The sequence below is a fragment of the Ruegeria sp. BF7 genome (assembly GCF_056538605.1).
In genome coordinates this window covers 66,760-89,607 of sequence record NZ_JBQFTM010000001.1, presented here as the reverse complement: position 1 = coordinate 89,607, position 22,848 = coordinate 66,760, and the positions used below count along the sequence as shown (strand labels likewise).

Below are 22,848 nucleotides of genomic sequence, written 5' to 3'. Positions count from 1 at the left end.
GAAGCCTGCCTTGACCAGCATATCATTTCAAATACTATATATTTGAGTATTCATCAGAAAAAGTGATGCTATCTGATGCCCCTGAGGTTTCGCCAACTACAAGCGTTCCACGCCATTATGGAGACCGGAACCGTGACCGGTGCGGCCTCGGTTCTGGGCATCTCGCAACCGGGGATCAGCAACCTTCTGGCACAGCTTGAACGTGAGGCACGGTTGCCGCTGTTTGAACGAAACAGAGGCCGCCTACTGCCGACGCCTGAGGCCGAGTTGCTCTATCACGAAGTCGACACAGTGGTGCGCGGGTTGGATCATGTGGCGCAGGCTGTGACGGACCTGCAGAACAAGCACCCGGGTCAGTTACAGGTCGCTGCTCCTCATTTGCTCTCCTTCGGATTCATGCCCCGAGAAATCGCGCGATTTGCCAAGAGTCGCCCAAATCTGGCGGTCAGCTTTCAGTCGCAATACTCGTCGAAGATTCAGGAATGGGTGATCTCGGGCCTTTTTGAGATCGGTATTGTCGAGATGCCGATCCTGCACGACACGCTGAACTATCAGGTATTTCAATTCGAAACGCTGGCGACATTTCCCGAAGACAGCCCACTTGCAAAACACGACGTGCTTACGCCGGAGGTTCTGGAAAACGAGCCCTTCATCGTCATGGGCCCCGAGCACCAGACCCATCGCAGAACCCGTGACATTTTTCATAGCGCCGGGCGCAAATGGCGAACTCAGATTCACACGCATCTTTCTGAGAACCTGCTGAGTTTCGTCAAACAGGGCATGGGCGTCGCAATGATAGATCCGTTTACGGTCAACTTTGACGGAGAGAGCGGATATCAAACCCGCCCCTTCCGGCCCGCAGTCATGCTGGACCTCGCTATCATCACGGCCAAGGGCCGACCCCTTTCGACCATCGCGAAGGAGTTTTTGGCTCAGCTGACTCCGTCAATCGCTTCTTACGCAACCCATTCCGAAACGGGTGCTGCTGCCTCCTGAAGTTGTTGCGAGTGGATATCGACCAGCGTGGGACCGTCATGTTCGACGGCTTGTTTCAATACTTTAGGCAGGTCGTCGGGGTCTTTGACTGTCCATGATTTGACCCCAAAGGCAGACGCAACCGCTGCGTGGTCAGTGCGGTTGAAATCGACGTTATAGTACCGCTGGCCGAACCCGGATTCTTGGCCAGCCTTGATCCAGCCAAAGACTGAATTCGAGAACACGATCGAGGTGATCGGCATCTTGTGCCGCACCATGGTTTCGAACTCGCCGCAGGTAAACCCGAACGACCCATCACCCATGACAGACAGTGTCTTGACGGACGGGCGGCCCACATGCGCGCCCATCGCCGCGCCCAGCGAATACCCCAACGCCCCATGCGCCCGGTTGGTGATGAAGTGCCGGCCAGATTTGCGCCAACGGTAATGCGCACTGAAATATGGGCAAGGTGTACCAGGATCGGCGACGACAATCGCATCATCATCGAGGATGCCCATCAGTGAGGCCATGACGGCCTCAGGCCGGATCGGGGTCTCACGGCTTGCGGCTAGCGGGGCGAACGCGGCCATCTTGGCCTCCCACGCTGCGTGAGCCTTAACTTCGCCGCCGAAGCTTGGCAGGTCCTGCCGTGCTTCCAAGGCTTTTGCCAGTGCCTCCAGCGCCAGACGAGCATCGGCGCAGATGGCCACTTCGGTCTGATAGTTCGCACCGATCACCATCGGGTCACTGTCTATGTGGATGATGGTGGTATTACGAGCCGGGCTCCTCCATCGTTCTGTAGTTACCGACCCGGCACGGCATCCGATGAACAGAACCACGTCTGCCTGATCGATCACGGCGCGGGTCGCGGGAACACCCCCATTCGACCCGACAACCCCCAGGGCCAGCGGGTCGGTCTCGGCGATGGAACCCTGCCCCGAAACCGTTGTGGCCACTGGCATATCCAGCAACCCCGCGACGCGATGCAATGCGCTTTCGGCCCCGGACAAGACCGGGCCGCCGCCACAGACGACCACGGCGGATTTGGATTTGACCAGTATCTCTGCCGCAGCTTCAATAGCATCCAGATCGGGTCCGGCCCGCTCTGCCGGATAACTGCGGTGTCGTGCGTCGGCCCAGATCTCGACCTCATCCACCTGCGCCTTCTGAGTATCAAACGGCAGCGCCAGATGGGTCGCACCGGGTGTGCCGGTTGTCATTGCCCGGAACGCTGATCGCACCATTGCCGGCAGCCGTGCCGCGTCGTCCAGCGAGGCATTCCACTTGGCAAGAGGCCGGAACAACCCAGGTTGGTCCAGCTCGGTCAAAGGATATTTGCCCCGGCTGGTCGTCGCCACATCCGTGGTGATCGCAAGAATCGGTACTGAGCTTTCGTTGGCCTCGACCACCCCCGGCAGGATATAGGTCGCACCGCCACCAGAAGGCCCTTCGCAAACGCCCGGTTTGCCGGTTACGCGCGCATAACCATCTGCCATATAGGCCGCGTGCCGTTCATCACGGGTCAGAATGTGCTGAATACCATGATCCAACCGCGCCATCGCATCGTAGAAGGGCAGCGTGGTATCTCCGCACAAGCCGAACATATGCTTCACGCCATGCGCCTCGAGCATACGCACCATTGCCTCAGCCCCGGTCAGATAGTTCGTCCCTGTCATGGTTAGCGATTCCTTCGATTCACACCTGCATTCAGAACTGTATACAGTTTTGTATATTGATTTCAAGAACAGCTTGTGGCACCTGTGGAGCACCGGAAAAAGGGCAGAGTTCATGGCAGGTCCACGCGTTGACGACATCTATGATCAGGTGAAAGCGATGGCTGTTTCGTTCCGTCTGCGGCCCGGCGACCGCCTGAATGAGGTGGCCCTGTCCAAAGACCTCGGCGTCAGCCGTACACCGCTGCGGGAAGCGCTGAACCGGCTGGTTGCCGAACGGCTTTTCGATTTTCGCCCGGGTCAGGGCTTTTTCTGCCGTCCGCTGGATGCCCAGACCGTGTTCGACCTGTTCGAGATGCGCAAGATCATCGAGGTGGCTGCTGTCGGGGCGGCCTGCACAAAGGCAACCGACGAGGAGCTGCAGGCGCTGCGCGACGCGCTTTTCGCAACCGGCATCGACGTCACCGGCCTGACTGTCGAGGAAGCCGTTAGTCGAGACGAAGCGTTCCATCTGGGCATAGCAAAACTGTCCGGCAACGCGGAACTGCTGCAAACCCTGACCCGCATCAACGAACGCATCCGCTATATCCGCTGGATATCGATGAGCATGGATCGACTTCATCGTTCAAAAGACGAGCACAAACAGATCATGCAGGCCCTTCTGGACCGTAACGCAGACGAGGCGGCGCGTGTATTGGGCGTTCACATCGCCAAGCGGATGGATCAGGTGCAGGACGCCGTGCGTCGCGGCATCTCCAGCATTTACATGGAAGGGTCCGAAGTCATTTCGACCCGCCTAATCGAAGAGGCACAGGCATGATCGCACAGGGTGGAAAATCAATTTACGGCGCATCGGTCGGCATCCTTATGCTGGACGCAAGATTTCCCCGTATCGCCGGCGATATGGGCAATGCGCAGACATGGCCATTCCCAGTACTGTATCGCATTGTCCGTGATGCCTCACCCGAACGGGTCGTTCGTCATAAGGCCGAAGGCATGCTGGATGCGTTCATCGAAGCGGCCCAGGATTTGGTCAAGGATGGGGTGGACGGAGTCACCACCAATTGCGGGTTTCTTTCCCTGTTCCAAAAAGAACTGTCCGAGGCTGTACCGGTACCTGTCGTCACATCCTCGCTCATGCAAGTCGAAATGGTGAACCGCACACTTCCAGCGGGCAAGCGTGCCGGGGTCTTGACCATCTCGGCATCCACGCTTACCCAGGATCACTTGCAGGCTGCGCACGTACCGCAAAACACCCCGATCGGCACCACCGAAGGTGGCCGCGAGTTTACTCGAGCCATTCTTGAAAACGAGGTGTCGCTCGATGTGGACAATGCCCGCTTAGACAATGTCGAGGCCGCTCTCGCGCTGCAATCAAACCACCCCGAGCTGGGTGCAATTGTTCTGGAATGCACAAATATGTGCCCCTACGCGGTGGATATTCAGAAGGCGACGGGCCTGCCGGTCTATTCCATGGTGACACTTGTCAGTTGGTTCCAGGCGGGGCTGACACCACCCGCGTATTAATAGTTGGCCAATCGGCTGGAGATGCACCAATTTCGAAGGTCTTTGTCACCTTCACTTCGGTGGGCTCTGTCAGACAAATTCGAACCAGTCTCAGCTCGGCCTGTAGAACTGCCCTATAGGCCGCATCAAGCTCACGCCACTCGGCAAAAACTGTGGAACTCCTTCGCTTGAAAGCGGTCGGTTGGTGAAGGATCGTTCCTGGTTGAAGTGGCTGTACAAAGAAGAGTGCATTTCGGCGAATTTCTCCAAGCTGCGATTGTGCCTGAAACGCGGCATCGCGCCCTCGTCGTCGGAATGGCCGGTGCGAGTTCTCAGCCTGATTGTTAAATCACTTGCCCGTTTGCTGTTTTCCGCAGGCGCAAACTTGTCTGAGCCAGACCCGATATGATGCGAAGCGATCAGGGAAACCTTAATCTATGTTACCTTTTCGGCTCATCAATTCTTTGAGTAATTTCAATGCCACCTACTTGTTTCGGCGTTTTAGTGACCACGACTCCAACACCTCGCCCTCATGATCGACGGCACGCCACAGGTAGTGCCGTTTTCCATTGATCTTCACAAACACTTCGTCGACAAGCGTTCTCGATTTTGAGTACGCGCTATATGATCACGTACAATACATCCGGTGCGAACACCGGGCTGAAATAGTTCCACCAGTAGCGCACTGTCTCTTGGCTCACTTTAATGCCACGCTCATGCGGAAGGCCTTCGACGTTTGGAAGGACCAAAATGGCAATCGTATATTCATGATCTGAAGCTACGAAGGCCCCTTCCCGTCTCAAGACAGGTTCTTCTGACAATACCCACGGAACTTGTATGGCCATTGATTTTCTTGTCGCGCGCAAAGAATATGTAAAAGTATGATAAGATCAAGGCGGCTAAGATCGGCAGGCAGACTGGTATGACTAAGATAAAGAACATGGAAGAGTTCGCAGCCCTCAGCGGCATCTCGCGACCCACGGTGTCTAAATACTTCCACGATCCCGACAGCGTTCGCCCAACGACACGGGCCCGCATCGAAGAGGCGCTTGAGCGATTTGACTATCGCCCGAATATCTATGCTGTGAACCAGAACAGGAAGCTGACCAAAAACATCGGCATTGTCGTGCCCTATCTGGCTGATCCGTTCTTTGCCGAAATCGCGCGCTATCTGGAGCAGAGCTGCATCGCGGCTGGGTATCGCCCTTCCCTGTTCAGCTCTCACGGAGAACAAAAGCTGGAAAACGATATTTTGGACGGCTTGCAATCTATGAAGCCTGCCGGGGTTTTGTTGGCACCACTAGGACGAATTTCAGACCGCTCAGCGATCGAGAAGTTTTGTGCCAGTGTTCCGACTGTCCTGTTTGACAGCAATCTTGATGGACTGGGGGCCGCGTTCATCGGGTCAGACAATTTCAGCTTTGTGTCGCAGACCGTGGAATACATGACCCGGACGGGCGAACCCCCGTCTTTCTTTGAAATGCGCACTCCTGCAAACCCGAACGCCAACAAACGAAGAAAGGCCTATGTTGAAGTGATGGAGCGTCTAGGGTTCGAGCCTCATATTATCAAAGTCGACGGCAAAGGATGGGCGTTTGAAGAGATCGGGCACAAAGGCGCGCTCAAAGTTCTGGAAGAGCGTCAACTACGGACTGACTCGGTATTGTGCAGCAATGACCGGCTGGCCATTGGCTTTCTTGCAGCCTGCTTCGAACAGGGGATTCGGGTCGGTCGAACAGAAGACTGCACGCTGCGGGTCGCCTCAAATGACGATCACCCATTCGCAAAATTTACCTGCCCGTCGCTGACAACGGCTGCGCATGACTACGACAATGTAGCCGGACGAAGTGTCGAAACATTGTTCGAACTCATTGAAAATGGTGGGAAATTCAGCTCTCGAACTGAAATACTTTTCCCGGCAAGGCTCGTATTAAGGGACTCTGCGTGACCAGCTATTTTTAACGCGCGTAAAGTTTTTATTGACGGCGCGACAACTTACGCATTACGCTCCCTGCATGACATCCAAGCTCAGGGAGGACAGGGATGTATCTGAAGCACGCACTTCACGCGGCGACTGCATTGACATTCGTCGCCACGGCCGCGGCCCACGCACAATCCATCACAATCGCCACAGTTAACAATGGCGACATGATCCGGATGCAGGGTTATACTGACAAATTCACCGAAGCGACCGGCATTGATGTCGAGTGGGTGACGCTGGAAGAAAACGTGCTGCGTCAGCGCGTCACCACCGACATCACGACCAAAGGCGGTCAGTTCGACATCATGACCATCGGCATGTACGAAACGCCCATCTGGGGCGCAAATGGTTGGTTGGTGCCTCTGGAAGGATTATCCGATGAATACGATGTGGATGACATCCTGCCTGCGATGCGCAACGGACTAAGCAATGACGGTACACTGTACGCGGCTCCGTTCTACGGCGAAAGCTCGATGATAATGTATCGCACAGACCTGATGGAAAAAGCAGGCCTGGAAATGCCGCAAGCGCCAACCTGGCAGTTCATCCGCGAGGCGGCAGCGGCGATGACGGACCGCGACAATGACATCAACGGTATCTGCTTACGCGGCAAGGCCGGTTGGGGTGAAGGCGGTGCTTTCATCACCGTGACCGGAAACTCGTTCGGCGCACGTTGGTTTGATGAAGACTGGAAGCCCCAGTTTGACCAGCCTGAGTGGAACGAAGCACTGACTTTCTTCGTGGACATGATGGCCGAATCCGGACCAGCGGGTTATGCCACCAATGGATTCAATGAAAACCTGTCGCTGTTCCAGCAGGGTAAATGCGGCATGTGGATCGACGCTACCGTTGCAGCGTCCTTCGTGACCAATCCTGACGACTCAACCGTGGCGGACAAGGTCGGTTTTGCGTTGGCCCCGAATGCAGAAGGTGTCGACAAGCGCTCCAACTGGCTCTGGGCATGGGCGCTGGCCATTCCTGCAGGCACGCAGCAAGAGGATGCCGCCAAGCAGTTCATCGAATGGGCAACATCGAAAGAATACATCGAACTAGTGGCCGAAAACGAAGGCTGGGCCAACGTGCCACCGGGAGCACGCACCTCTTTGTATGAAAACCCCGAGTATCTGAAGGTGCCTTTCGCCCAGATGACGCTGGATTCGATCCTGTCGGCGGACCCGAACAATCCAACGGTAAAGCCGGTGCCATATGTTGGCATCCAGTTTGCAGCAATCCCGGAGTTTGCAGGTATCGCCACACAGGTGAGCCAAGAGTTCTCGGCAGTCTATGCCGGACAACAATCTGTGGAAGAAGCGCTGGAGAAAGCGCAGGCCTTCACTGCCGAAGAAATGGAAGCCGCAGGGTACTGAGGCATTCTCCCCGCGGGCGGGCAGAAGTCTGCCCCCCGCCTCCAACCCTTCCACAATTCGCGTTTTTCTCGCAGGCTGGGTAACGCCTGAACAGAGAGGGTTTGCGTTATGGCAACTCAACACTCCCGATCCGTCGCGCGCCTGATGATGGCACCTGCAGTGGTCCTGCTACTTGGCTGGATGCTCGTGCCGCTGACGATGACGCTGTACTTTTCCTTCAAGAAATACCTGCCCCTGCGTGGTGGTGACCTGGGCTGGGTCGGATTCGACAACTACGTCCGGTTCGTGTCCTCAAGCTCTTTCTGGCCCGCGGTGCAAGCGACGCTGGTGATCGTCGGCGGCGTCCTGGTGATCACAGTAATTCTGGGCATCCTGCTGGCCATGCTGCTGGATCAACCTATGTGGGGTCAGGGCGTTGTCCGCATCCTCGTGATTGCTCCGTTCTTTGTTATGCCCACCGTGTCTGCGTTGGTCTGGAAGAACATGTTCATGGACCCCGTAAATGGCTTGCTTGCCCACCTCTGGCGCCTTTTTGGAGCCGAACCGATATCTTGGCTTTCTGAGGCATCGATGACCTCGATCATCATGATCGTGTCGTGGCAGTGGCTGCCCTTTGCGACGCTAATCCTGCTCACCGCGATCCAATCGCTGGACAGTGAGCAGCTGGAAGCGGCCGAAATGGATGGTGCCCCGGTACTGAAGCGATTTTACCACATCGTCCTGCCGCATCTCAGCCGCGCGATAACCATCGTGATTCTGATCCAGACGATCTTTCTGTTGTCGATCTTCGCCGAGATATTCGTGACCACCGGCGGCGCCTTCGGCACCCGCACACTCACCTACCTGATCTTCCAGCGCGTGCTGGAAAGCCAGAATGTCGGCCTTGGTTCAGCCGGAGGTGTCTACGCAATCATCCTTGCCAACATCGTTGCCATCTTCCTGATGCGCATCGTCGGCAAAAACCTGGACGCGTGAGGAGGAACGACCATGGCCCGCGCCGTCACGACACAACGCAAATCACTGAACACGGCTATCGCCTGGGCAATAGGTCTGCTGATCTTTTTCCCGATCCTGTGGACCATCCTGACCAGCTTCAAAACCGAGGCGCAGGCCATTGCCAGCCCTCCCCTGTTCTTGAACTTCGACTGGACGCTTGAGAATTATGCCATCGTGCAGGAGCGATCCGACTACATGCGGTTTCTGTGGAATTCAGTAATCATCGCGGGCGGATCAACCATTCTTGGCGTAATCATCGCAGTGCCTGCAGCGTGGGCAATGGCCTTCGTGCCATCCAAGCGTACCAAGGACATCCTGCTGTGGATGCTGTCGACCAAGATGTTGCCTGCAGTGGGCGTGCTTTATCCGATCTACCTGCTGTTCATCCGCCTGGGGCTGCTGGACACACGCGGCGGTCTGGTTGTGGTGCTGATGCTGATCAACCTGCCGATCATCGTCTGGATGCTCTACACCTACTTCCGTGAAATCCCCGGTGAAATTCTTGAAGCCGCGCGGATGGACGGTGCGACGCTGAAAGAGGAAATCCTCTATGTTCTGACGCCCATGGCCGTGCCAGGCATCGCTTCGACAGTTCTTCTGAACTTCATCCTGGCCTGGAACGAGGCATTCTGGACGCTGAACCTAACGGCTGTCGATGCCGCCCCGCTGACCGCTTTCATCGCCAGCTATTCCAGCCCCGAGGGCCTGTTCTTTGCCAAGCTCAGTGCAGCCTCGACCATGGCGATCGCGCCAATCCTCATCCTTGGCTGGTTCAGCCAGAAACAACTTGTCCGCGGCCTGACCTTCGGCGCTGTGAAATAAGGAGCACTCCTCATGGGACGTATTCAACTCAAGTCCGTGACCAAAAGCTTCGGCGACGTTGAGGTCATTCCACCGCTTGACCTGACAATCGAGGACGGCGAATTCACAGTCTTCGTCGGACCTTCGGGTTGCGGTAAATCCACACTTCTGCGCCTGATCGCGGGGTTGGAGGATATCACCTCGGGCTCCATCGACATTGACGGATCTGATGCCACCGACGTGCCGCCTGCCAAGCGCGGTCTGGCCATGGTGTTCCAGTCTTACGCTTTGTACCCGCACATGACGGTGCGCAAGAACATCGCCTTTCCGCTTCGCATGGCGAAACTGGATCAAGCTGAAATCGACAAACGCGTCGAGGGAGCGGCAAGTGTCCTGAACCTCACCGATTATCTGGACCGCCGCCCCGGTCAACTTTCCGGCGGGCAGCGTCAGCGCGTTGCAATTGGTCGCGCGATTGTCCGCGAACCGGCGGCGTTCCTGTTCGACGAACCGCTGTCCAACCTCGACGCTGCGCTGCGCGTCGGAATGCGGCTGGAGATCAGCGAATTACACGAACGCCTCGCTACGACGATGATCTACGTCACCCATGACCAGGTCGAAGCGATGACAATGGCCGACAAGATCGTCGTTCTCCAGGCCGGTGTGATCGAGCAGGTCGGCTCACCGCTAGAACTCTACCGCACACCGCGCAACCTGTTCGTAGCGGGGTTCATCGGCTCACCCAAGATGAACTTCATCGAAGGTCCAGAAGCCGCAAAACACGGCGCCCAAACCATCGGCATCCGCCCGGAACACATCGCAGTTTCAGAAACCGAAGGTGAATGGTCTGGGGTCGTCAGCGTCTCTGAACACCTAGGCTCGGACACATTCTTCCATGTTCACGAAACTGGTTTGGCTGAAACAATCACCGTCCGCGCAGATGGCGAAGTTGGTTTCCGCCATGGGGATCGCATCCACCTGACCCCACGCGCCGATGTCATCCACCGGTTTGACGCAAAAGGTTTGCGGATCGAATGACCCGACTGACTGGTAAAACTGCCCTTATCACTGGGGCCGCGCGCGGGATAGGATTGGCCTTTGCCCAGGCCTATGTGGCAGAGGGCGCGCGTGTCGCGATTGCCGACATTGACAGCCGGCGGGCACAAGTTGCAGCGGCTGAAATCGGCGAGGCCGCCTTGGCTGTCGAAATGGATGTGACCGATCAGCAAAGCATCGACGAAGCTGTCGCATGTACAGCGGCGCATTTCGGTCCCATCGACATCCTGATCAACAACGCAGCAATTTTCACCGCTGCTCCTATTGTCGAAATTGAGCGCTCCGACTACGCCCGCGTCTTTGACATCAATGTCGCAGGTGCTCTGTTCACCATGCAAGCCGTGGCACGCCATATGATCGAGCACGGCACCAAAGGCCGGATCATCAACATGGCCTCGCAAGCCGGACGGCGCGGAGAACCTTTGGTCGCGGTCTACTGCGCCAGCAAAGCCGCGATCATTTCTCTGACTCAATCAGCGGGGCTGAACCTGATCCGGCAAGGGATCAACGTGAACGCCATCGCACCGGGCGTTGTGGACGGAGAACATTGGGACGGGGTCGACGCGTTTTTTGCCAAACACGAAGGCAAAGCACCCGGACAGAAAAAGCGCGAGGTCGCGGCCGAGGTTCCCTATGGCCGCATGGCCCGGGCCGATGACCTGACCGGGATGGCGGTTTTTCTCGCCTCGGACGAGGCAAAATACATCGTCGCGCAAACCTACAATGTCGACGGCGGAAACTGGATGAGCTGATGGACCCTCTGGCGCACGCAATACCTACAACACGGCTGAAACTTGGTAGCCTTTCAGAGCTACCCGCGACTGTCAGGTACCCTACATATGAGCGATCCGGCCTCACGCCGGGTATTGTCCATATCGGACTCGGCAATTTTCATCGGGCGCATCAGGCCTGGTACATTCATCAGCTGATGCAGCAGGGGCAGGCCCTTGACTGGGCGATCATCGGGGCTGGTGTGCGAGACTACGACGCCGAGATGCGAGAGAAGCTACTTGAGCAGGACTGTCTAACAACACTGATCGAGCTGGATCCGAAAGGTGTATCCGCCGAGGTAATTGGTCCGATGATTGACTACTTGCCGATTGAGGCAGGCAATGCCGCTCTAATCCGGAAAATGGCCGACCCATCCATCCGTATCGTTTCACTAACAATTACCGAAGGCGGGTATTATCTGGACTCCAACACCGGTGCGTTCAACACTGACCACAATGATATTCGTTACGATGCGGCAAACCCCAACCAGCCGCGCACGGCCTTCGGCTCTATTGTCTCAGCGCTAAAGCAGCGTCGTGCAAATGGCGTCAAACCTTTTACTGCATTGAGCTGTGACAACCTTCAGGGCAATGGGACCATCCTGCGGAACTGCGTCGTTGGCTTGGCGCGCATGTCCGACCCTGAACTGGCCGACTGGATCGACCAGAACGGCGCGTTCCCCAATTCTATGGTGGACTGCATCGTGCCCGCGACAACTGACCAAGTTGTATCGCAGTGCCACGCGCTTGGCGTAGATGATCGCGCACCCGTCTCGCACGAGAATTTTCGCCAGTGGGTGATCGAAGATGACTTCTGCGCCGGGCGGCCGCCGCTTGAACAAGTTCGGGTAACGTTGACCCACGACGTTCATAGTTATGAGATAATGAAACTGCGCATTTTGAACGGAGGCCACCAACTGCTCGCAAATGTCGGGGAAATTTTGAATGTCCCGACGATTTCAGACTGCATGCAGGACCCGGACATCTTGGCGTTCTTCAGAAAAGCTCAAGCTGAAGAAATTCTGCCTCATGTCGAAGCCGTCCCGGGAACGACTGCGAAAGAGTACCTTGGATTGGTTGAGAGGCGATTTGCAAACACAGCAATTCACGATACGACGCGCCGGGTCGCGTTCGACGGATCGGCACGACATCCAGGGTTTCTGCTGCCTTCGCTGCGCGACGCACTTGCGTCCGGCTCTTCTGTAAACGGGCTCGCGCTGGCCGAAGCATTCTGGTGCCGGATGTGTGCAGGAGTTCGTGAAGATGGCTCCGAAATCACTCCAAATGACCCCCTTTGGGAAAACCTATTTGAAACCGCGTTGGCGGCCAGAACCGATCCAGGACTATGGCTTGAGCAAAGCCTGTACTGTGGTGATTTTGGCCGCGGCACACAGTTTTCAGAATCCTTTACCGGGTGGCTGACCCAGATCTGGCAAGGTGGCAGCCGGGCAGCTATAGCTGAATATGTCGCTAACAATTCAATGCCACACTAACTTCGCGTTACTCGGATCAATCAGTAGCAGACACAAATTGCTTTTTTTGAAATTTTGACCGCTGTGTTCACTTCAGGTACTCGGCCCGCGAGATCAAAGCGTTGCCTGAAGTCGGCCATGCGAAACGAAGCCATCCTTCGTGGCGTCGGCACCAAATTCTGGTTCAGAACGCCTCTGCGGCTTCTGTAGTGACACCAGGAATCGAAAAGCTAGCCGACTAATCCAAAGACCCAACCCGCTGCCATTTATCCGGTTGCCGCAAAAAAGAGGTAGAGCAAGAACAGCTTGACCTTCACATGCCAACCGGCATCTCTCAGCAGAGCCGCGATCCTACGATAGGCGTATTGGCCAAATTGCCGGGTCAGCTCGATCATGTCGGCCACCAACCGTTCTTCATCAAGTCGACCAAGCGGTACCTTACGCTGTGTGGATCGACGTTGCCTCAGAACGCGACATGCACGGCGTTCCGAGACATTCGGCTCCGCACGAAAACGATCAATACAAGCACGGCGACGAGCGGGGCTCAGAAGTTTCCCTTCGCGACTTCCGCAGAGGTAATGACCTTGCCAAACTGGTGATAGGCCGACGTTTGCATCAACACAGTATCGCGTTCATCGGTCGCCTCACGAATGATCAGCGAAATTGCGGTCAACACACCGGGAAAAGCGACGAAGTTTCAGGATCCAGCGACAGGTCATTGCGGCGTTCGTGCCAATCTGAGATCGCCTTGAAAATACCTTCATAGTTGAACTCGTATGCAAACTGATCGCAACCCGCGACATACTGCAAAGCCTCTGTGATTGGTGTGGCTAACGGCAGATTGATGCCTGCCACCCATAGGGACACAACATCATCGGTGCCGAAGAACATGTTCGGTTGTTTGGGATTGTGACGCACAAGGTGGTCGCCGGTTTTGTTGGGTGCCTGATCAAATTTGCTCGTGAGAGTTGTCCTTTACGCAGCCACTTCCGCGGCAGTGCGGTCAAGATGGGTTTGGTCAGACAGGTAGAATGCCTTGAAAGCTTCCCCGAACCCGTGGGCAACGGACTTTTCTGCCAAGCCGGGCTCCATCAGTTTTTGTTGCCAGGCTTTCAGTTTCGGGCGGTTGCCAATGAAGTCGAAGCCACTGTATTTCTCGATGACGGCCGCGCGTTGCAGCAAAACCAGCCAGGATACATCCACGGTACTGATCGAATCTCCGGAAAAGAACAGCGTGTCGCCCAGCTGTTTTTCGATGCGATCAAAGGCCTGATCCAGTTTGATACGCCGTTCCGTCAACACATCTTTGTCGGCGCTGCGCTTCGACGCGCACTGCACCAGATAGTTCTTTTTCGCCAGATAGCCCCAGGCACGGTTATGGGCTTTCTGTTCCAGCGAAAGTCCAGGCTGGAGAGCGGGATACGTCTCTTCAAGATACTCGAAAATCGCGTCGCTCTCGAAAAGCGCGTCTCCACGTTCTTTTATCAATACAGGCACTTGCCCATTGGGCGATACATCCAAAAACCACTGCGGTTTGCCGCTCAAGCTGATGAATTCCAGCTCATAGGGAATGTTCTTGGCTTCCATCAGGGCTGTAACGCGGTGAACAAATGGACAGATTCTGAAGCTTAAAATATCCGTAACTTTGCCTTTCGATGCATCGAGCATCAAAGCTTCAAGTTGGAATTTTCCCTACTTTGCAGCCATCAGGAACAGTCCTGCAAGCAACGGTTGATTTTCATCCACTCTGCCAATGCGGCCTGAAAGGCCTTCCGGCCCTTTTCAGTGACAGCGTAAATCTTCCGCTCACGACCAGATACAACCTCTGGTTCGAGTGTCGCGTAACCGTCATCTATGAATTGCTTAAGCACCGGATATATCGTGCCTTCTTTTGGCGTACAGCAACCTTTGGTGCGGCGTTCGACCTCTTTGGCGATTTCATTGCCGTGCAGTTCTTTATCCTGCAAAACGCACAGGATGAAAAACTTGGACAAGCTCATCTTGATCGTATTGCTCCAATACTCGGTTCTGGTCAGGTCAGGAGTCTCGGTTTTTTCTTCATGGGGCCCCTTAATACATCGACCATCGATGCGTCAGAGAAGATGCAAACCTTGGGATTGCGTGGTGCGCTTTGTCCTGCACAGGGCCTTTTCCGCAAGAAACGGGTCGCGGTATCAGGTTTGCCCAAGCTAGTCCGTTAGCTGGAACGCTAGTGACGGAAGAGTTAGATATGACAACGCAAACCCTGCCAACGATGGATTTGAGAGCCAGCGTCATGCTGCTTCTGCTCGCGGCTGTTTGGGGCGGGTCGTTCTTCTTTGGCGCGGTTGCACTGTCCGAGGTGCCACCACTTACAATTACGTTGCACAGGGTTGTTTGGGCAGTTCCTATCCTTGCGCTGATCGTCATGTTCAAAGGACTGAGTGTCCCACGCACCTCTCGCGTATGGGGCGCTTACCTCGTAATGGGAGCACTCAACAACGCAATCCCTTTTTCGTTGATCTTCTGGGGACAAACGCAAATCGACAGCGGGCTGGCCTCAATCCTGAATGCCACGACAGCAATGTTCGCAGCAGTCGTGGCGGGTTTGCTTCTTAAGGACGAGCCGCTGACTCCGAAGAAAGTAGCAGGTGCTGCCCTAGGTATTTTAGGGGTGGCGTTCATTATGGGGCCAAGTGCATTAACTGAGTTCAATCCGAGCAATCTGGCACAGCTGGCTATCCTTGGGGCGACGCTCTCTTATGCTTTTGCCGGTGTCTGGGGCAAAACTGCTCTTTCAGGCCAACCACCACTTGTGAATGCACTTGGTATGCTGATCGGCAGCACAGTGCTTATGATCCCTATTGTTCTCGTGATGGATGGCCCGCCAAACTTGGCTCTGTCAACAGGTGTATGGGCGGCGCTCATTGGGATGGCCGCATTATCAACAGCATTGGCCTATGTGCTCTATTTCGCAATCCTTGCGCGAGCCGGTGCCGCTAACCTTCTTTTGGTTACATTGCTGATCCCTCCATTTGCTATTGGCTTGGGTGTTGCATTCCTGGGCGAAAAGATGGAGCCGAATGCGTGGATTGGATTTGCCATCATTGCTTTGGGCTTTGCAGTAACCGATGGTCGACTTTTTTCACGCTTCCCTAAACGCAAGCCCCAACAAGCTGAGTGAGGCACATTTAGGAATACCCTGACGACCACGCTACAGGGTGGCGATCCCCGTCGTCACCAACTGACCCGGCGAAGCGTCGGATCATATTTGGAGTTGCGGACATTCAGCAAGGGCAACCGAAAGGCGGAAAAAGTCCGCTTATCGGCCATCCGACACCGGGCTTTGAACGTCCGGAATGTGCGGTCTGCGACCTGCCGCAAGAGCGAAAGATTGAAGTGGGATCAACGACGGCTCAGGGCATATGGCAAATCTCAAAGGCCGCACAGCATCCTGTTATTTTGTCCCTCGCCAGCGCCGGGTTGTCTTTGTAGGGGGGCTTTGCGGTTCGGAGGATTAGTAATGGGAACACCAGACTTAACCGAACCAGCCATTTGATCCGCCCGCGAGATCGACGCTTTACCCAAAGTTGGCAGTGCGGACCTTTTGCCCTTTTTTACGCCGCGACCAAAATGGGCTTCCAACGCAAAGCGGACCAACCACCATTGGTTCGAAGCTACGATAGCTGCCGTACAATGCACGGCTTCAGAACCAATAAACGGCGAGACTTCAAAGTCCTTTGCAGGAATGGAAGCAAGTTGGACGAATCTTTACCGAATTGTTTCCCATTGGGCGTAAATCTCCCTCAAGCTAAAACTTTGTTTATTTGATAGCCCAAATTCAACGCAAAATCAGACGAAACTGTGAACAAATGTTGGGTTTAAGGCAGAAATATGTCTTTGTAGCCTCTGACTGTTCCTCCCGAAAAAGTTGTTCCGGGGAGCATTTGTGGCACTTGGCACCGTAGCAAGTGAGTTTCGCCTAGCGGCAAATAAAAGCGTAACGATTAAGAGGGTGTAATGAAATTGAAGATTCTGGCAGCTTCAGCCATAGCGATTTCTGGTGTTGCCGCAGGAACTTCGGCTTCGGCCGTAACGGTTCAACCAGACTTTCTGATCATTGAAAGCAATAAAAACCGGGGTAACGGCAATGCTGTAGGCGACGTCAACGGCACTCAAGCTCTTGGCCTCATTACCGGGACTATCGGTATAGCCGGTAGGATCGTCGATGGAGTAGACGCTTTTTCATTTACATCTCTAAAGAATTTCAATTTGGATTTCGTGAACCTATTAGGTTTGGACGGGCTAGATATCGATGATTGTGAAGGCTTCGACGGCAGCGACTGTAGTCAGGGTTCCGAGAACAATGAAGCCGACCGTGAGGCACGGTTCTCGCTTTACGATGGCACTACGACAACATCGGTGAATTTCACGAGCAACATCGTGGCAGGAACGTCCATTTTTTCCAACATAGCGGCGGGCTCCTACACGTTTTCGATCAAAGGTTTATCCGGCTCCGCTGGCTCCACATACGATGTGGCTATTTCGCCTGTTCCAGTCCCTGCCGGGCTTCCTTTGCTCCTAACTGCAATTGCTTTGACAGGGTTTGTTGCGCGCAGGAAGCAAAGATGATGTAAGGCGCTAAGCTTATGGAGAGAGGCCCATGGGTCTCTTTTCTTTTGGGGGCTTAGGCTTCTTGCTCCACTCAGAATAACGTCGAAATTCTGTTGATGTGAGATAGCTCAGGAATCAATCTGTTACGTCCAACTTGGTCGGCGACTTTCGTGGCATTATCGCGGGTTTGCAAGGCACGTCACCTGATGAATAGCAGCCATTGGTACAAAGAACAGCATCGATCAAAGTTGGTTCTGAGCTATCATTCGAGAGTCATCAAATGAAAGGCTCATGGCCGCTTTCTGGCCCATAGCTGCCGTTGAGCACAACACTCGGTCGCCGCGCTGCAGCCAGTCGAAGCTGCCGTTCGCTGCGCCTGCGAGTTTCGCTGCAGAGCGTATTCTCTGCAACGCGCGACAAACCTGTCGCTCGCATTCACGAAATGATCAGTAGCAACTTTCACATTCTTGCTGCTTGAAAGGGCCTTCAGCATAGCGATGTGAAGCTCCCAAAATCAACCACTCGTGCTCAGCGCAACATTTTTGATTCGAGCAGGGCTTTGCCACCAGAAATTTGAACGCTGATTTAGGTAATCCTCTTAACAAGTTTCGTCAGTATCTACTTGGTGTTTCAAGAACTGAGTTTCGCGTTTTGCTGTCGGTATAGAAGATCCTGTCCACGACAAATTGGGACGGAAAGTCAGGCCACGTTTTTTTGCAGTTCTTCGATAAGCTGCTCTGCCTCTTCCCAATTGCCCAGCTGATCGCGCGAGACCGTTTGGAATGAAAGTGATGGGGCACTGATGGGCGCACCTACAGCTGGTGCGCCCTGATAGGCTTCCACAGCATTTTCGTAATTCCCAAGCCTAAGTTGGGAGACCCCCAGATATTTCTCGCGCCAAGGCAGCCAGATCCCGCTCTGAGTCTCTTAGGGTTGCTGACATCAGCGGCGAGTTCAGGCGCATTGGCAACAATGGCCGCAGCTCCAACGAGGTCCAAAGCATAATCATCCTAGGTGCAAGTTCCGCAGAAAGTTGAGCCTCCCCAACTGAACTGGTCCACCGTTATGTTTGGAGAACGGAGGACCAAGGATGGCCAACAAGCGACCGAAGCCCGAAGAGATTGCCTCGAAGTTATGGCAGGTGGAAGTTCTGATGGGGCAAGGCATGTCCCGTTTCGATGTGGTCAGGCAGTTTGGCGTTGTCGAACAAACCTGTTTTTGCGGGCGAAAGAAATACGGCGGAATGGGCGTGGACCAGTTGAAAAAACTGACGCGGCTTCAAAAGGAGAACGAGAGACCGCGACGTGCGGTTTCAGATCTGACGTCAGACAAACTGATCCTGACGGAAACTACACAGGATGAAGGCCGAAAAGAAAATCATCCAGAGGTTGATTTTCCGGCCTGAACGTGCGGCCCTACTTGACCCCGCTCGTCGTCGTGTTTGCAATAACCATGTACGCAACAAGCTGAACGTTTCCGAGAGACGCGCCTGCCGCGTGCTGGGACAAAACCGATCCACGCAACGGAACGTCCCACAAGGTCGCGCAGGCGAAGACCGACCGGTGGCCGCCCTGATCGAGCTGGCCCGTCAATACGGTCGATATGGCTGTCGAAGGATCGCTGCGCTGCCGCGAGGGGCTGAAAGTGCAATGAAACAACCGAGGAAAGGTCGGCGTTCGCAGGCTCACCTAAATGACGGATCGTGTATCCGCAGCAGCAAGCGAAAACCTGGGTCGCTAAGTGAGCTGTCCAAAACCCCGCAACGTTCCTTGGCTCCAAAGACAGAAAAACCCGTTTAGGTGCTTGTTTTTTATCTATTTTTTCTCTGTAAGGTTCGATTTCAAAACAGGTACTCGCCTCAACTGCTCTACGTTGACAACTGGCCGTATTGCGCCGTGTAGTGCGTCATTCCGCCCTTCGGCCCTGCGGGATGACTTCGTAGCCCGGTTCTTCCGGTTCGTCATCTAGCATCTCGGGCGGAAAGCCGGGTGCTGTGATGTCCAGGCCAGTGGCCTCCTCTAACCGCCTGATAATGTTCGGAGACAGTTCTCGTTCGCCAAAACGGGCGATGCCATCGTCGAAGATGCGGATCATCACCGGGTTGATTTCCAGCGGCACTCCGGCCCGATCGGCCACGTCCTGGAACAACCCGATATCCTTTTTGACAAGGTCCATCGTGAATGAGATATCGCGCGATCCGTTCAGGATGACCTGGCTTTCGGTTTCATGCACGAAGGATGTACCGGAGGAAATCTTGATCGCCTCATAGGTGGTGTTGAGGTCCATCCCGGCAGCCTTGGCGGTCACCAGCGCCTCGGCACAGGTGATCAGGTTGGCGGTGGCCAGATAATTCGTCAGCACCTTCAGGACCGAGGCCGAACCTAATTCCCCGGTGTGCAGAACTCGCCGTCCCATCGTGGTTAGAAACGGCAAAATCCGCTCGAATGTTTCGCGGTCGCACCCTGCGAAGATCGAAATGTTGCCGGTCGCCGCCCGGTGGCACCCGCCGGACACCGGGCAATCGACCGCGGCGCCTCCGCGTTCGACCACCATCGCGCCGAGTCGCATAACCTCAGTCTCATCGGTGGTCGACATCTCCATCCAGATTTTGCCCGGAGCGACCTCGGGCAGCATCTCTTTCATCACGGTGTCCGAGGCGGCCGGGGACGGCAGACAAGTAATGACTGCATCACAATCCCGCATCATCTGCGCCGGGCTTTCGGCAGCTTTGGCGCCTTTGGCCACGTATTCGGCCACCAGATCGGGGGTGAGGTCATGGACCGTCAAGTCAATTCCGTTGCGCAGCAGTGAGCCGGACAGCTTGCCGCCGACATTACCCAAACCGATGAATCCGACTTTCATTTCACCCTCCCGAAGGTCGCCGTTTGTGCCGAGTATCCCTATTGCCTGTCGGAAACGAAAATGAATAATAATACGCGATATAGGTAAAAATTTTTGGTGGTAAATGGATCGCCTTCCAAATCCCGTTTGGCTGCGCAGCTTCGAATCCGCTACGCGCCATCTGAATTTCACCACAACCGCGCGTGAACTTGGCCTGACGCAAACAGCCGTTTCACTGCACATTCGGTCCCTTGAGGCCGAGTTGGGTCAAAAGCTGTTCACACGAAATGCACGGCGTCTGGAACTGACCGAGCTGGGGCAGTCTTATTCGCTGACGGTTCGGCGCGCTTTGGCCGACATTGCGCTGTCGACCAACAGTCTGTTTGGCCCGGCCTCGCGCCAGACCCTGACGATCCGGGCGGCAATTTCGACCGCGACCTATTGGTTGGCTGCCGAGCTGCCTGACTTCTCCGCGCAGCATCCGGGTATTCCGGTCCGACTTGTCTCTCACATCTGGAACGATAGTGGGACGCCCGGCGATGTGGATGTGGAAATCCGGCTGGGTTATGGCGACTGGCCGGGGGTGCGATCCCAAAAACTCACCGACGAAAAGCTAGTCCCGGTCTGTCGGGCTGGGGACGACTCAGCGAAACTGATCACCCTGCCAAACGGGCCACTGATTCACATCCTTGGATACGAGGACAACTGGGCGCGGTATCTTCAGGCCAACGGCATAGCGCCGCCCGACCAGCCGCCTCGGCATTCTGTGGACACCACGGTGGCAGCGCTGCAACTAGTGATGGCCGGTGCAGGATATGCCACGATCCTTGAACGGTTCGCAAAAAACGCAATTCGGCAAGGCGCACCGATTGCGATTGCGGGTCCGGCGATTCCCTTTGCCCAGTCGCATTATCTGGTCAGCGCTCAACGGGCCGCGCAATCCACGGCAGCGGCGGGTTTGTTTTGCGCGTGGTTGCAGGACCGGCTGGTGGCGGATGCCGCGGATTGACACAAGCTGGTCGCTTTTCTGTTCTATGGGGTTTCTACCCCTGTCTCGCGCTTGACAAGGCCCCTGCCCGTGCCGCATGTCGCTTGCGTTGGTGTCCATCCCAGGATGGATGAAAAGGGAATGCGTCAACGGCCATCCGTCAAACGCAGCCGCCCCCGCGACCGTGACCGGAGAGGGTGCCCATAGCCACTGGCCAAATTGGCCGGGAAGGCGGGACATCCGACAGAGGCCCGCCTCTGACATCCGCAAGCCGGGAGACCTGCCAGCACGCGAAGATGAAACCGGGCGGGGTGTTCCGGTGTCGGGTCCATGTTGCGACACGTGGCCCGCATGAAACCCCGTCCCCCGCAAGGAGGATTTGGGGGGATGAGAGACATGACCGAGACCGCACCTGTTGAGCTGCTGGTCTGTACCACGTGCCGCCGTGGCCTGCCTGCCGAGGACGACGCGCAACGGCCCGGCACCTTGCTTCATAAAGCGCTGGAACAAGCGGAACTGCCCGAGGGCATCACGCTGAAAGCCGTGGAATGCCTGTCGAACTGTGATGAAGGTTGTTCCATCGTGCTGCGCGGCGGGCTGGAACGTTGGACCTTTGTCTATGAACACCTCAACGAAAACGACCATGTCGAAACCATTGTCGAAGGTGCCACCAAGTACCTCGCGACCGAGGACGGCCTGGTCAAATGGCGCGAACGCCCCGAACATTTCCGCAAAAACTGTGCGGCCCGCATTCCCCCGATTGGAGCCCTGAAATGAGCAATCTCGAAAAACTCCCCGTCACTGTGATCACCGGCTTTCTGGGCTCGGGCAAGACTACGCTGGTCAAACACCTGATGCAGAACCCGCAGGGCAAGCGTCTTGCCGTTGTGGTCAACGAGTTTGGCGATGTGGGCGTAGATGGCGATATACTGAAATCCTGCGCCATCCCGGATTGCCCAGCGGAAAACATCATGGAACTGGCCAACGGCTGCATCTGCTGCACCGTAGCCGATGATTTCATTCCCACTATCGAGGCGCTGATGGCGCTGGAGCCGCGCCCCGATCACATCCTGATCGAAACGTCCGGTCTTGCTCTGCCCAAGCCGCTGCTGAAGGCCTTTGACTGGCCCGACATCCGCTCCAAAATCACCGTGGATGGCGTGATCGCTCTGGCAGATGCCGAGGCCGTCGCCGCCGGTCGTTTTGCCCCTAGTGTCGAGGCCGTTGATGCCCAGCGCCTGGCCGATGACTCGATCGATCACGAAACGCCCCTGTCCGAAGTGTTCGAGGACCAGATTTCGTGTGCCGATATCATCTTGCTGACCAAGCCTGATCTGGCGGGTCCCGAAGGTGTGGCTAAGGCCAAAGAGATCATCGCCGCCGAGGCGCCGCGCCCCCTGCCCGTCGTCGAAGTGGCCGAAGGTGTAGTGGATGTCCGCGTTGTGCTGGGTTTGGAAGCAGCAGCCGAGGACGACATGGACGCCCGCCCATCGCATCACGACGGCCATCACGACCACGAGCATGACGACTTCGAAAGTATCATCGTCGAACTGCCGGAACAAACCGATCCCGCCGATCTGGTCGCCAAGATCGAACGTATGGCCACCGAACTGAACATCCTGCGCGTCAAAGGCTACGCCGCTGTTCAGGGCAAACCGATGCGCTTGCTGGTGCAGGCCGTTGGCGCCCGCGTCCGTCACCAGTACGACCGCCCCTGGGAACCCGGCGAGGATCGTCGCTCGCGTCTGGTGGTCATTGCCGAGCATGACGACATCAAAGAAACCGCAATCCGCGATATCCTCGTGGGTGTGACCGAGGCCGCCGAGTAA

20 protein-coding genes, 3 pseudogenes and 1 riboswitch are annotated in these 22,848 nt (G+C 55.8%); of the genes and pseudogenes, 17 read left to right on the top strand and 6 right to left on the bottom strand.

Annotated features, from left to right (window positions below; genetic code table 11):
- The first annotated feature begins 75 nt into the window (after positions 1-75).
- Entirely contained in the window at positions 76-996 is a 921-nt protein-coding gene (locus ACR0IK_RS00425; protein ID WP_480596333.1) for a LysR family transcriptional regulator, read from the top strand.
- On the opposite strand, the gene ACR0IK_RS00420 is transcribed toward ACR0IK_RS00425, so the two are convergent.
- Positions 957-2,651: a thiamine pyrophosphate-binding protein gene (locus tag ACR0IK_RS00420; protein WP_480640018.1), complete on the bottom strand. Its 1,695-nt coding sequence runs from the start codon at positions 2,649-2,651 to the stop codon at positions 957-959. The genes ACR0IK_RS00425 and ACR0IK_RS00420 overlap by 40 nt on opposite strands.
- Before the next feature lie 112 nt (positions 2,652-2,763).
- Here ACR0IK_RS00420 and ACR0IK_RS00415 point away from each other — a divergent pair, with 112 nt between their 5' ends.
- Together ACR0IK_RS00415 and ACR0IK_RS00410 are read left to right on the top strand one after the other, a co-directional pair.
- Positions 2,764-3,468 (top strand): GntR family transcriptional regulator, encoded by a 705-nt coding sequence (locus ACR0IK_RS00415; RefSeq protein WP_480596337.1) that lies wholly within the window; start codon positions 2,764-2,766, stop codon positions 3,466-3,468.
- Positions 3,465-4,175 carry an aspartate/glutamate racemase family protein gene (locus ACR0IK_RS00410; RefSeq protein ID WP_480640016.1) on the top strand — a complete coding sequence of 237 codons (711 nt, stop codon included), beginning with the start codon at positions 3,465-3,467 and terminating at the stop codon, positions 4,173-4,175. Before ACR0IK_RS00415 ends, ACR0IK_RS00410 begins: the two co-directional genes overlap by 4 nt.
- 127 nt (positions 4,176-4,302) lie before the next feature.
- On the opposite strand, the pseudogene ACR0IK_RS00405 reads toward ACR0IK_RS00410, so the two are convergent.
- Positions 4,303-4,903 (bottom strand): annotated as a pseudogene (locus ACR0IK_RS00405) (IS6 family transposase); the annotation flags it as partial.
- Positions 4,904-5,076: 173 nt separating this feature from the next.
- Here ACR0IK_RS00405 and ACR0IK_RS00400 point away from each other — a divergent pair.
- From ACR0IK_RS00400 to ACR0IK_RS00370, 7 genes are all read left to right on the top strand, one after another.
- Positions 5,077-6,102: a LacI family DNA-binding transcriptional regulator gene (locus tag ACR0IK_RS00400; RefSeq protein ID WP_480596341.1), complete on the top strand. Its 1,026-nt coding sequence runs from the start codon at positions 5,077-5,079 to the stop codon at positions 6,100-6,102.
- Positions 6,103-6,197: 95 nt separating this feature from the next.
- A complete protein-coding gene (locus tag ACR0IK_RS00395) occupies positions 6,198-7,502 on the top strand; it encodes an ABC transporter substrate-binding protein (RefSeq protein ID WP_480596343.1) in 1,305 nt (434 codons plus the stop codon).
- Between the two features lie 108 nt (positions 7,503-7,610).
- Positions 7,611-8,477: a carbohydrate ABC transporter permease gene (locus ACR0IK_RS00390; protein ID WP_480596345.1), complete on the top strand. Its 867-nt coding sequence runs from the start codon at positions 7,611-7,613 to the stop codon at positions 8,475-8,477.
- 12 nt (positions 8,478-8,489) lie between these two features.
- Positions 8,490-9,320 carry a carbohydrate ABC transporter permease gene (locus tag ACR0IK_RS00385; protein ID WP_480596347.1) on the top strand — a complete coding sequence of 277 codons (831 nt, stop codon included), beginning with the start codon at positions 8,490-8,492 and terminating at the stop codon, positions 9,318-9,320.
- Between the two features lie 12 nt (positions 9,321-9,332).
- Complete coding sequence (locus tag ACR0IK_RS00380; RefSeq protein WP_480596349.1) at positions 9,333-10,337, top strand: ABC transporter ATP-binding protein; 1,005 nt, start codon at positions 9,333-9,335, stop codon at positions 10,335-10,337.
- Positions 10,334-11,107 carry an L-iditol 2-dehydrogenase gene (locus ACR0IK_RS00375; protein WP_480640012.1) on the top strand — a complete coding sequence of 258 codons (774 nt, stop codon included), beginning with the start codon at positions 10,334-10,336 and terminating at the stop codon, positions 11,105-11,107. The genes ACR0IK_RS00380 and ACR0IK_RS00375 overlap by 4 nt, the downstream gene beginning before the upstream one ends.
- Positions 11,107-12,618 carry a mannitol dehydrogenase family protein gene (locus ACR0IK_RS00370; RefSeq protein WP_480640010.1) on the top strand — a complete coding sequence of 504 codons (1,512 nt, stop codon included), beginning with the start codon at positions 11,107-11,109 and terminating at the stop codon, positions 12,616-12,618. Before ACR0IK_RS00375 ends, ACR0IK_RS00370 begins: the two co-directional genes overlap by 1 nt.
- Before the next feature lie 284 nt (positions 12,619-12,902).
- On the opposite strand, the pseudogene ACR0IK_RS00365 reads toward ACR0IK_RS00370, so the two are convergent.
- The 3 genes and pseudogenes from ACR0IK_RS00365 to ACR0IK_RS00355 form a co-directional block, all read right to left on the bottom strand.
- A pseudogene (locus tag ACR0IK_RS00365) lies at positions 12,903-13,154 on the bottom strand (IS3 family transposase); the annotation flags it as partial.
- 112 nt (positions 13,155-13,266) lie between these two features.
- Entirely contained in the window at positions 13,267-13,488 is a 222-nt protein-coding gene (locus ACR0IK_RS00360) for a hypothetical protein (protein ID WP_480640008.1), read from the bottom strand.
- 84 nt (positions 13,489-13,572) lie between these two features.
- Positions 13,573-14,265, bottom strand: coding sequence for a glutathione S-transferase family protein (locus tag ACR0IK_RS00355; RefSeq protein WP_480640006.1), 693 nt, complete (start codon positions 14,263-14,265; stop codon positions 13,573-13,575).
- 29 nt (positions 14,266-14,294) lie between these two features.
- Here ACR0IK_RS00355 and ACR0IK_RS00350 point away from each other — a divergent pair, with 29 nt between their 5' ends.
- The 4 genes and pseudogenes from ACR0IK_RS00350 to ACR0IK_RS00335 all read left to right on the top strand — a co-directional run.
- Positions 14,295-14,798, top strand: coding sequence for a hypothetical protein (locus tag ACR0IK_RS00350; protein ID WP_480640004.1), 504 nt, complete (start codon positions 14,295-14,297; stop codon positions 14,796-14,798).
- 29 nt (positions 14,799-14,827) lie between these two features.
- Positions 14,828-15,760 (top strand): DMT family transporter, encoded by a 933-nt coding sequence (locus ACR0IK_RS00345; protein WP_480640002.1) that lies wholly within the window; start codon positions 14,828-14,830, stop codon positions 15,758-15,760.
- 836 nt (positions 15,761-16,596) lie between these two features.
- Entirely contained in the window at positions 16,597-17,208 is a 612-nt protein-coding gene (locus ACR0IK_RS00340) for a hypothetical protein (protein WP_480596367.1), read from the top strand.
- A 1,072-nt stretch (positions 17,209-18,280) separates the two neighbouring features.
- Positions 18,281-18,902: pseudogene (locus ACR0IK_RS00335) on the top strand (transposase family protein); the annotation flags it as partial.
- A gap of 193 nt (positions 18,903-19,095) precedes the next feature.
- On the opposite strand, the gene ACR0IK_RS00330 reads toward ACR0IK_RS00335, so the two are convergent.
- Positions 19,096-20,052: an NAD(P)-dependent oxidoreductase gene (locus ACR0IK_RS00330; RefSeq protein WP_480640000.1), complete on the bottom strand. Its 957-nt coding sequence runs from the start codon at positions 20,050-20,052 to the stop codon at positions 19,096-19,098.
- A gap of 103 nt (positions 20,053-20,155) precedes the next feature.
- On the opposite strand from ACR0IK_RS00330, the gene ACR0IK_RS00325 reads away from it, so the two are divergent.
- The 3 genes from ACR0IK_RS00325 to cobW all read left to right on the top strand — a co-directional run bounded on the left by ACR0IK_RS00325 (position 20,156) and on the right by cobW (position 22,848).
- Complete coding sequence (locus tag ACR0IK_RS00325) at positions 20,156-21,040, top strand: LysR substrate-binding domain-containing protein (RefSeq protein ID WP_480639998.1); 885 nt, start codon at positions 20,156-20,158, stop codon at positions 21,038-21,040.
- 72 nt (positions 21,041-21,112) lie between these two features.
- Positions 21,113-21,321, top strand: a riboswitch (cobalamin riboswitch).
- A gap of 94 nt (positions 21,322-21,415) precedes the next feature.
- On the top strand, positions 21,416-21,796 hold the full coding sequence (locus tag ACR0IK_RS00320) for a DUF1636 family protein (protein ID WP_480639996.1): 381 nt from the start codon (positions 21,416-21,418) through the stop codon (positions 21,794-21,796).
- Positions 21,793-22,848 (top strand): cobalamin biosynthesis protein CobW, encoded by a 1,056-nt coding sequence (cobW, locus tag ACR0IK_RS00315; RefSeq protein WP_480639994.1) that lies wholly within the window; start codon positions 21,793-21,795, stop codon positions 22,846-22,848. Before ACR0IK_RS00320 ends, cobW begins: the two co-directional genes overlap by 4 nt.

Excerpts from the sequence above, each read along its gene's own strand:
- ACR0IK_RS00425 (WP_480596333.1), top strand. The coding sequence starts at position 76 with ATGCCCCTGAGGTTTCGCCAACTACAAGCGTTCCACGCCATTATGGAG.
- ACR0IK_RS00420 (WP_480640018.1), bottom strand. The coding sequence starts at position 2,651 with ATGACAGGGACGAACTATCTGACCGGGGCTGAGGCAATGGTGCGTATG.
- ACR0IK_RS00415 (WP_480596337.1), top strand. The coding sequence starts at position 2,764 with ATGGCAGGTCCACGCGTTGACGACATCTATGATCAGGTGAAAGCGATG.
- ACR0IK_RS00410 (WP_480640016.1), top strand. The coding sequence starts at position 3,465 with ATGATCGCACAGGGTGGAAAATCAATTTACGGCGCATCGGTCGGCATC.
- ACR0IK_RS00400 (WP_480596341.1), top strand. The coding sequence starts at position 5,077 with ATGACTAAGATAAAGAACATGGAAGAGTTCGCAGCCCTCAGCGGCATC.
- ACR0IK_RS00395 (WP_480596343.1), top strand. The coding sequence starts at position 6,198 with ATGTATCTGAAGCACGCACTTCACGCGGCGACTGCATTGACATTCGTC.
- ACR0IK_RS00390 (WP_480596345.1), top strand. The coding sequence starts at position 7,611 with ATGGCAACTCAACACTCCCGATCCGTCGCGCGCCTGATGATGGCACCT.
- ACR0IK_RS00385 (WP_480596347.1), top strand. The coding sequence starts at position 8,490 with ATGGCCCGCGCCGTCACGACACAACGCAAATCACTGAACACGGCTATC.
- ACR0IK_RS00380 (WP_480596349.1), top strand. The coding sequence starts at position 9,333 with ATGGGACGTATTCAACTCAAGTCCGTGACCAAAAGCTTCGGCGACGTT.
- ACR0IK_RS00375 (WP_480640012.1), top strand. The coding sequence starts at position 10,334 with ATGACCCGACTGACTGGTAAAACTGCCCTTATCACTGGGGCCGCGCGC.
- ACR0IK_RS00370 (WP_480640010.1), top strand. The coding sequence starts at position 11,107 with ATGGACCCTCTGGCGCACGCAATACCTACAACACGGCTGAAACTTGGT.
- ACR0IK_RS00360 (WP_480640008.1), bottom strand. The coding sequence starts at position 13,488 with ATGTTCTTCGGCACCGATGATGTTGTGTCCCTATGGGTGGCAGGCATC.
- ACR0IK_RS00355 (WP_480640006.1), bottom strand. The coding sequence starts at position 14,265 with ATGCTCGATGCATCGAAAGGCAAAGTTACGGATATTTTAAGCTTCAGA.
- ACR0IK_RS00345 (WP_480640002.1), top strand. The coding sequence starts at position 14,828 with ATGACAACGCAAACCCTGCCAACGATGGATTTGAGAGCCAGCGTCATG.
- ACR0IK_RS00340 (WP_480596367.1), top strand. The coding sequence starts at position 16,597 with ATGAAATTGAAGATTCTGGCAGCTTCAGCCATAGCGATTTCTGGTGTT.
- ACR0IK_RS00330 (WP_480640000.1), bottom strand. The coding sequence starts at position 20,052 with ATGAAAGTCGGATTCATCGGTTTGGGTAATGTCGGCGGCAAGCTGTCC.
- ACR0IK_RS00325 (WP_480639998.1), top strand. The coding sequence starts at position 20,156 with ATGGATCGCCTTCCAAATCCCGTTTGGCTGCGCAGCTTCGAATCCGCT.
- ACR0IK_RS00320 (WP_480639996.1), top strand. The coding sequence starts at position 21,416 with ATGACCGAGACCGCACCTGTTGAGCTGCTGGTCTGTACCACGTGCCGC.
- cobW (WP_480639994.1), top strand. The coding sequence starts at position 21,793 with ATGAGCAATCTCGAAAAACTCCCCGTCACTGTGATCACCGGCTTTCTG.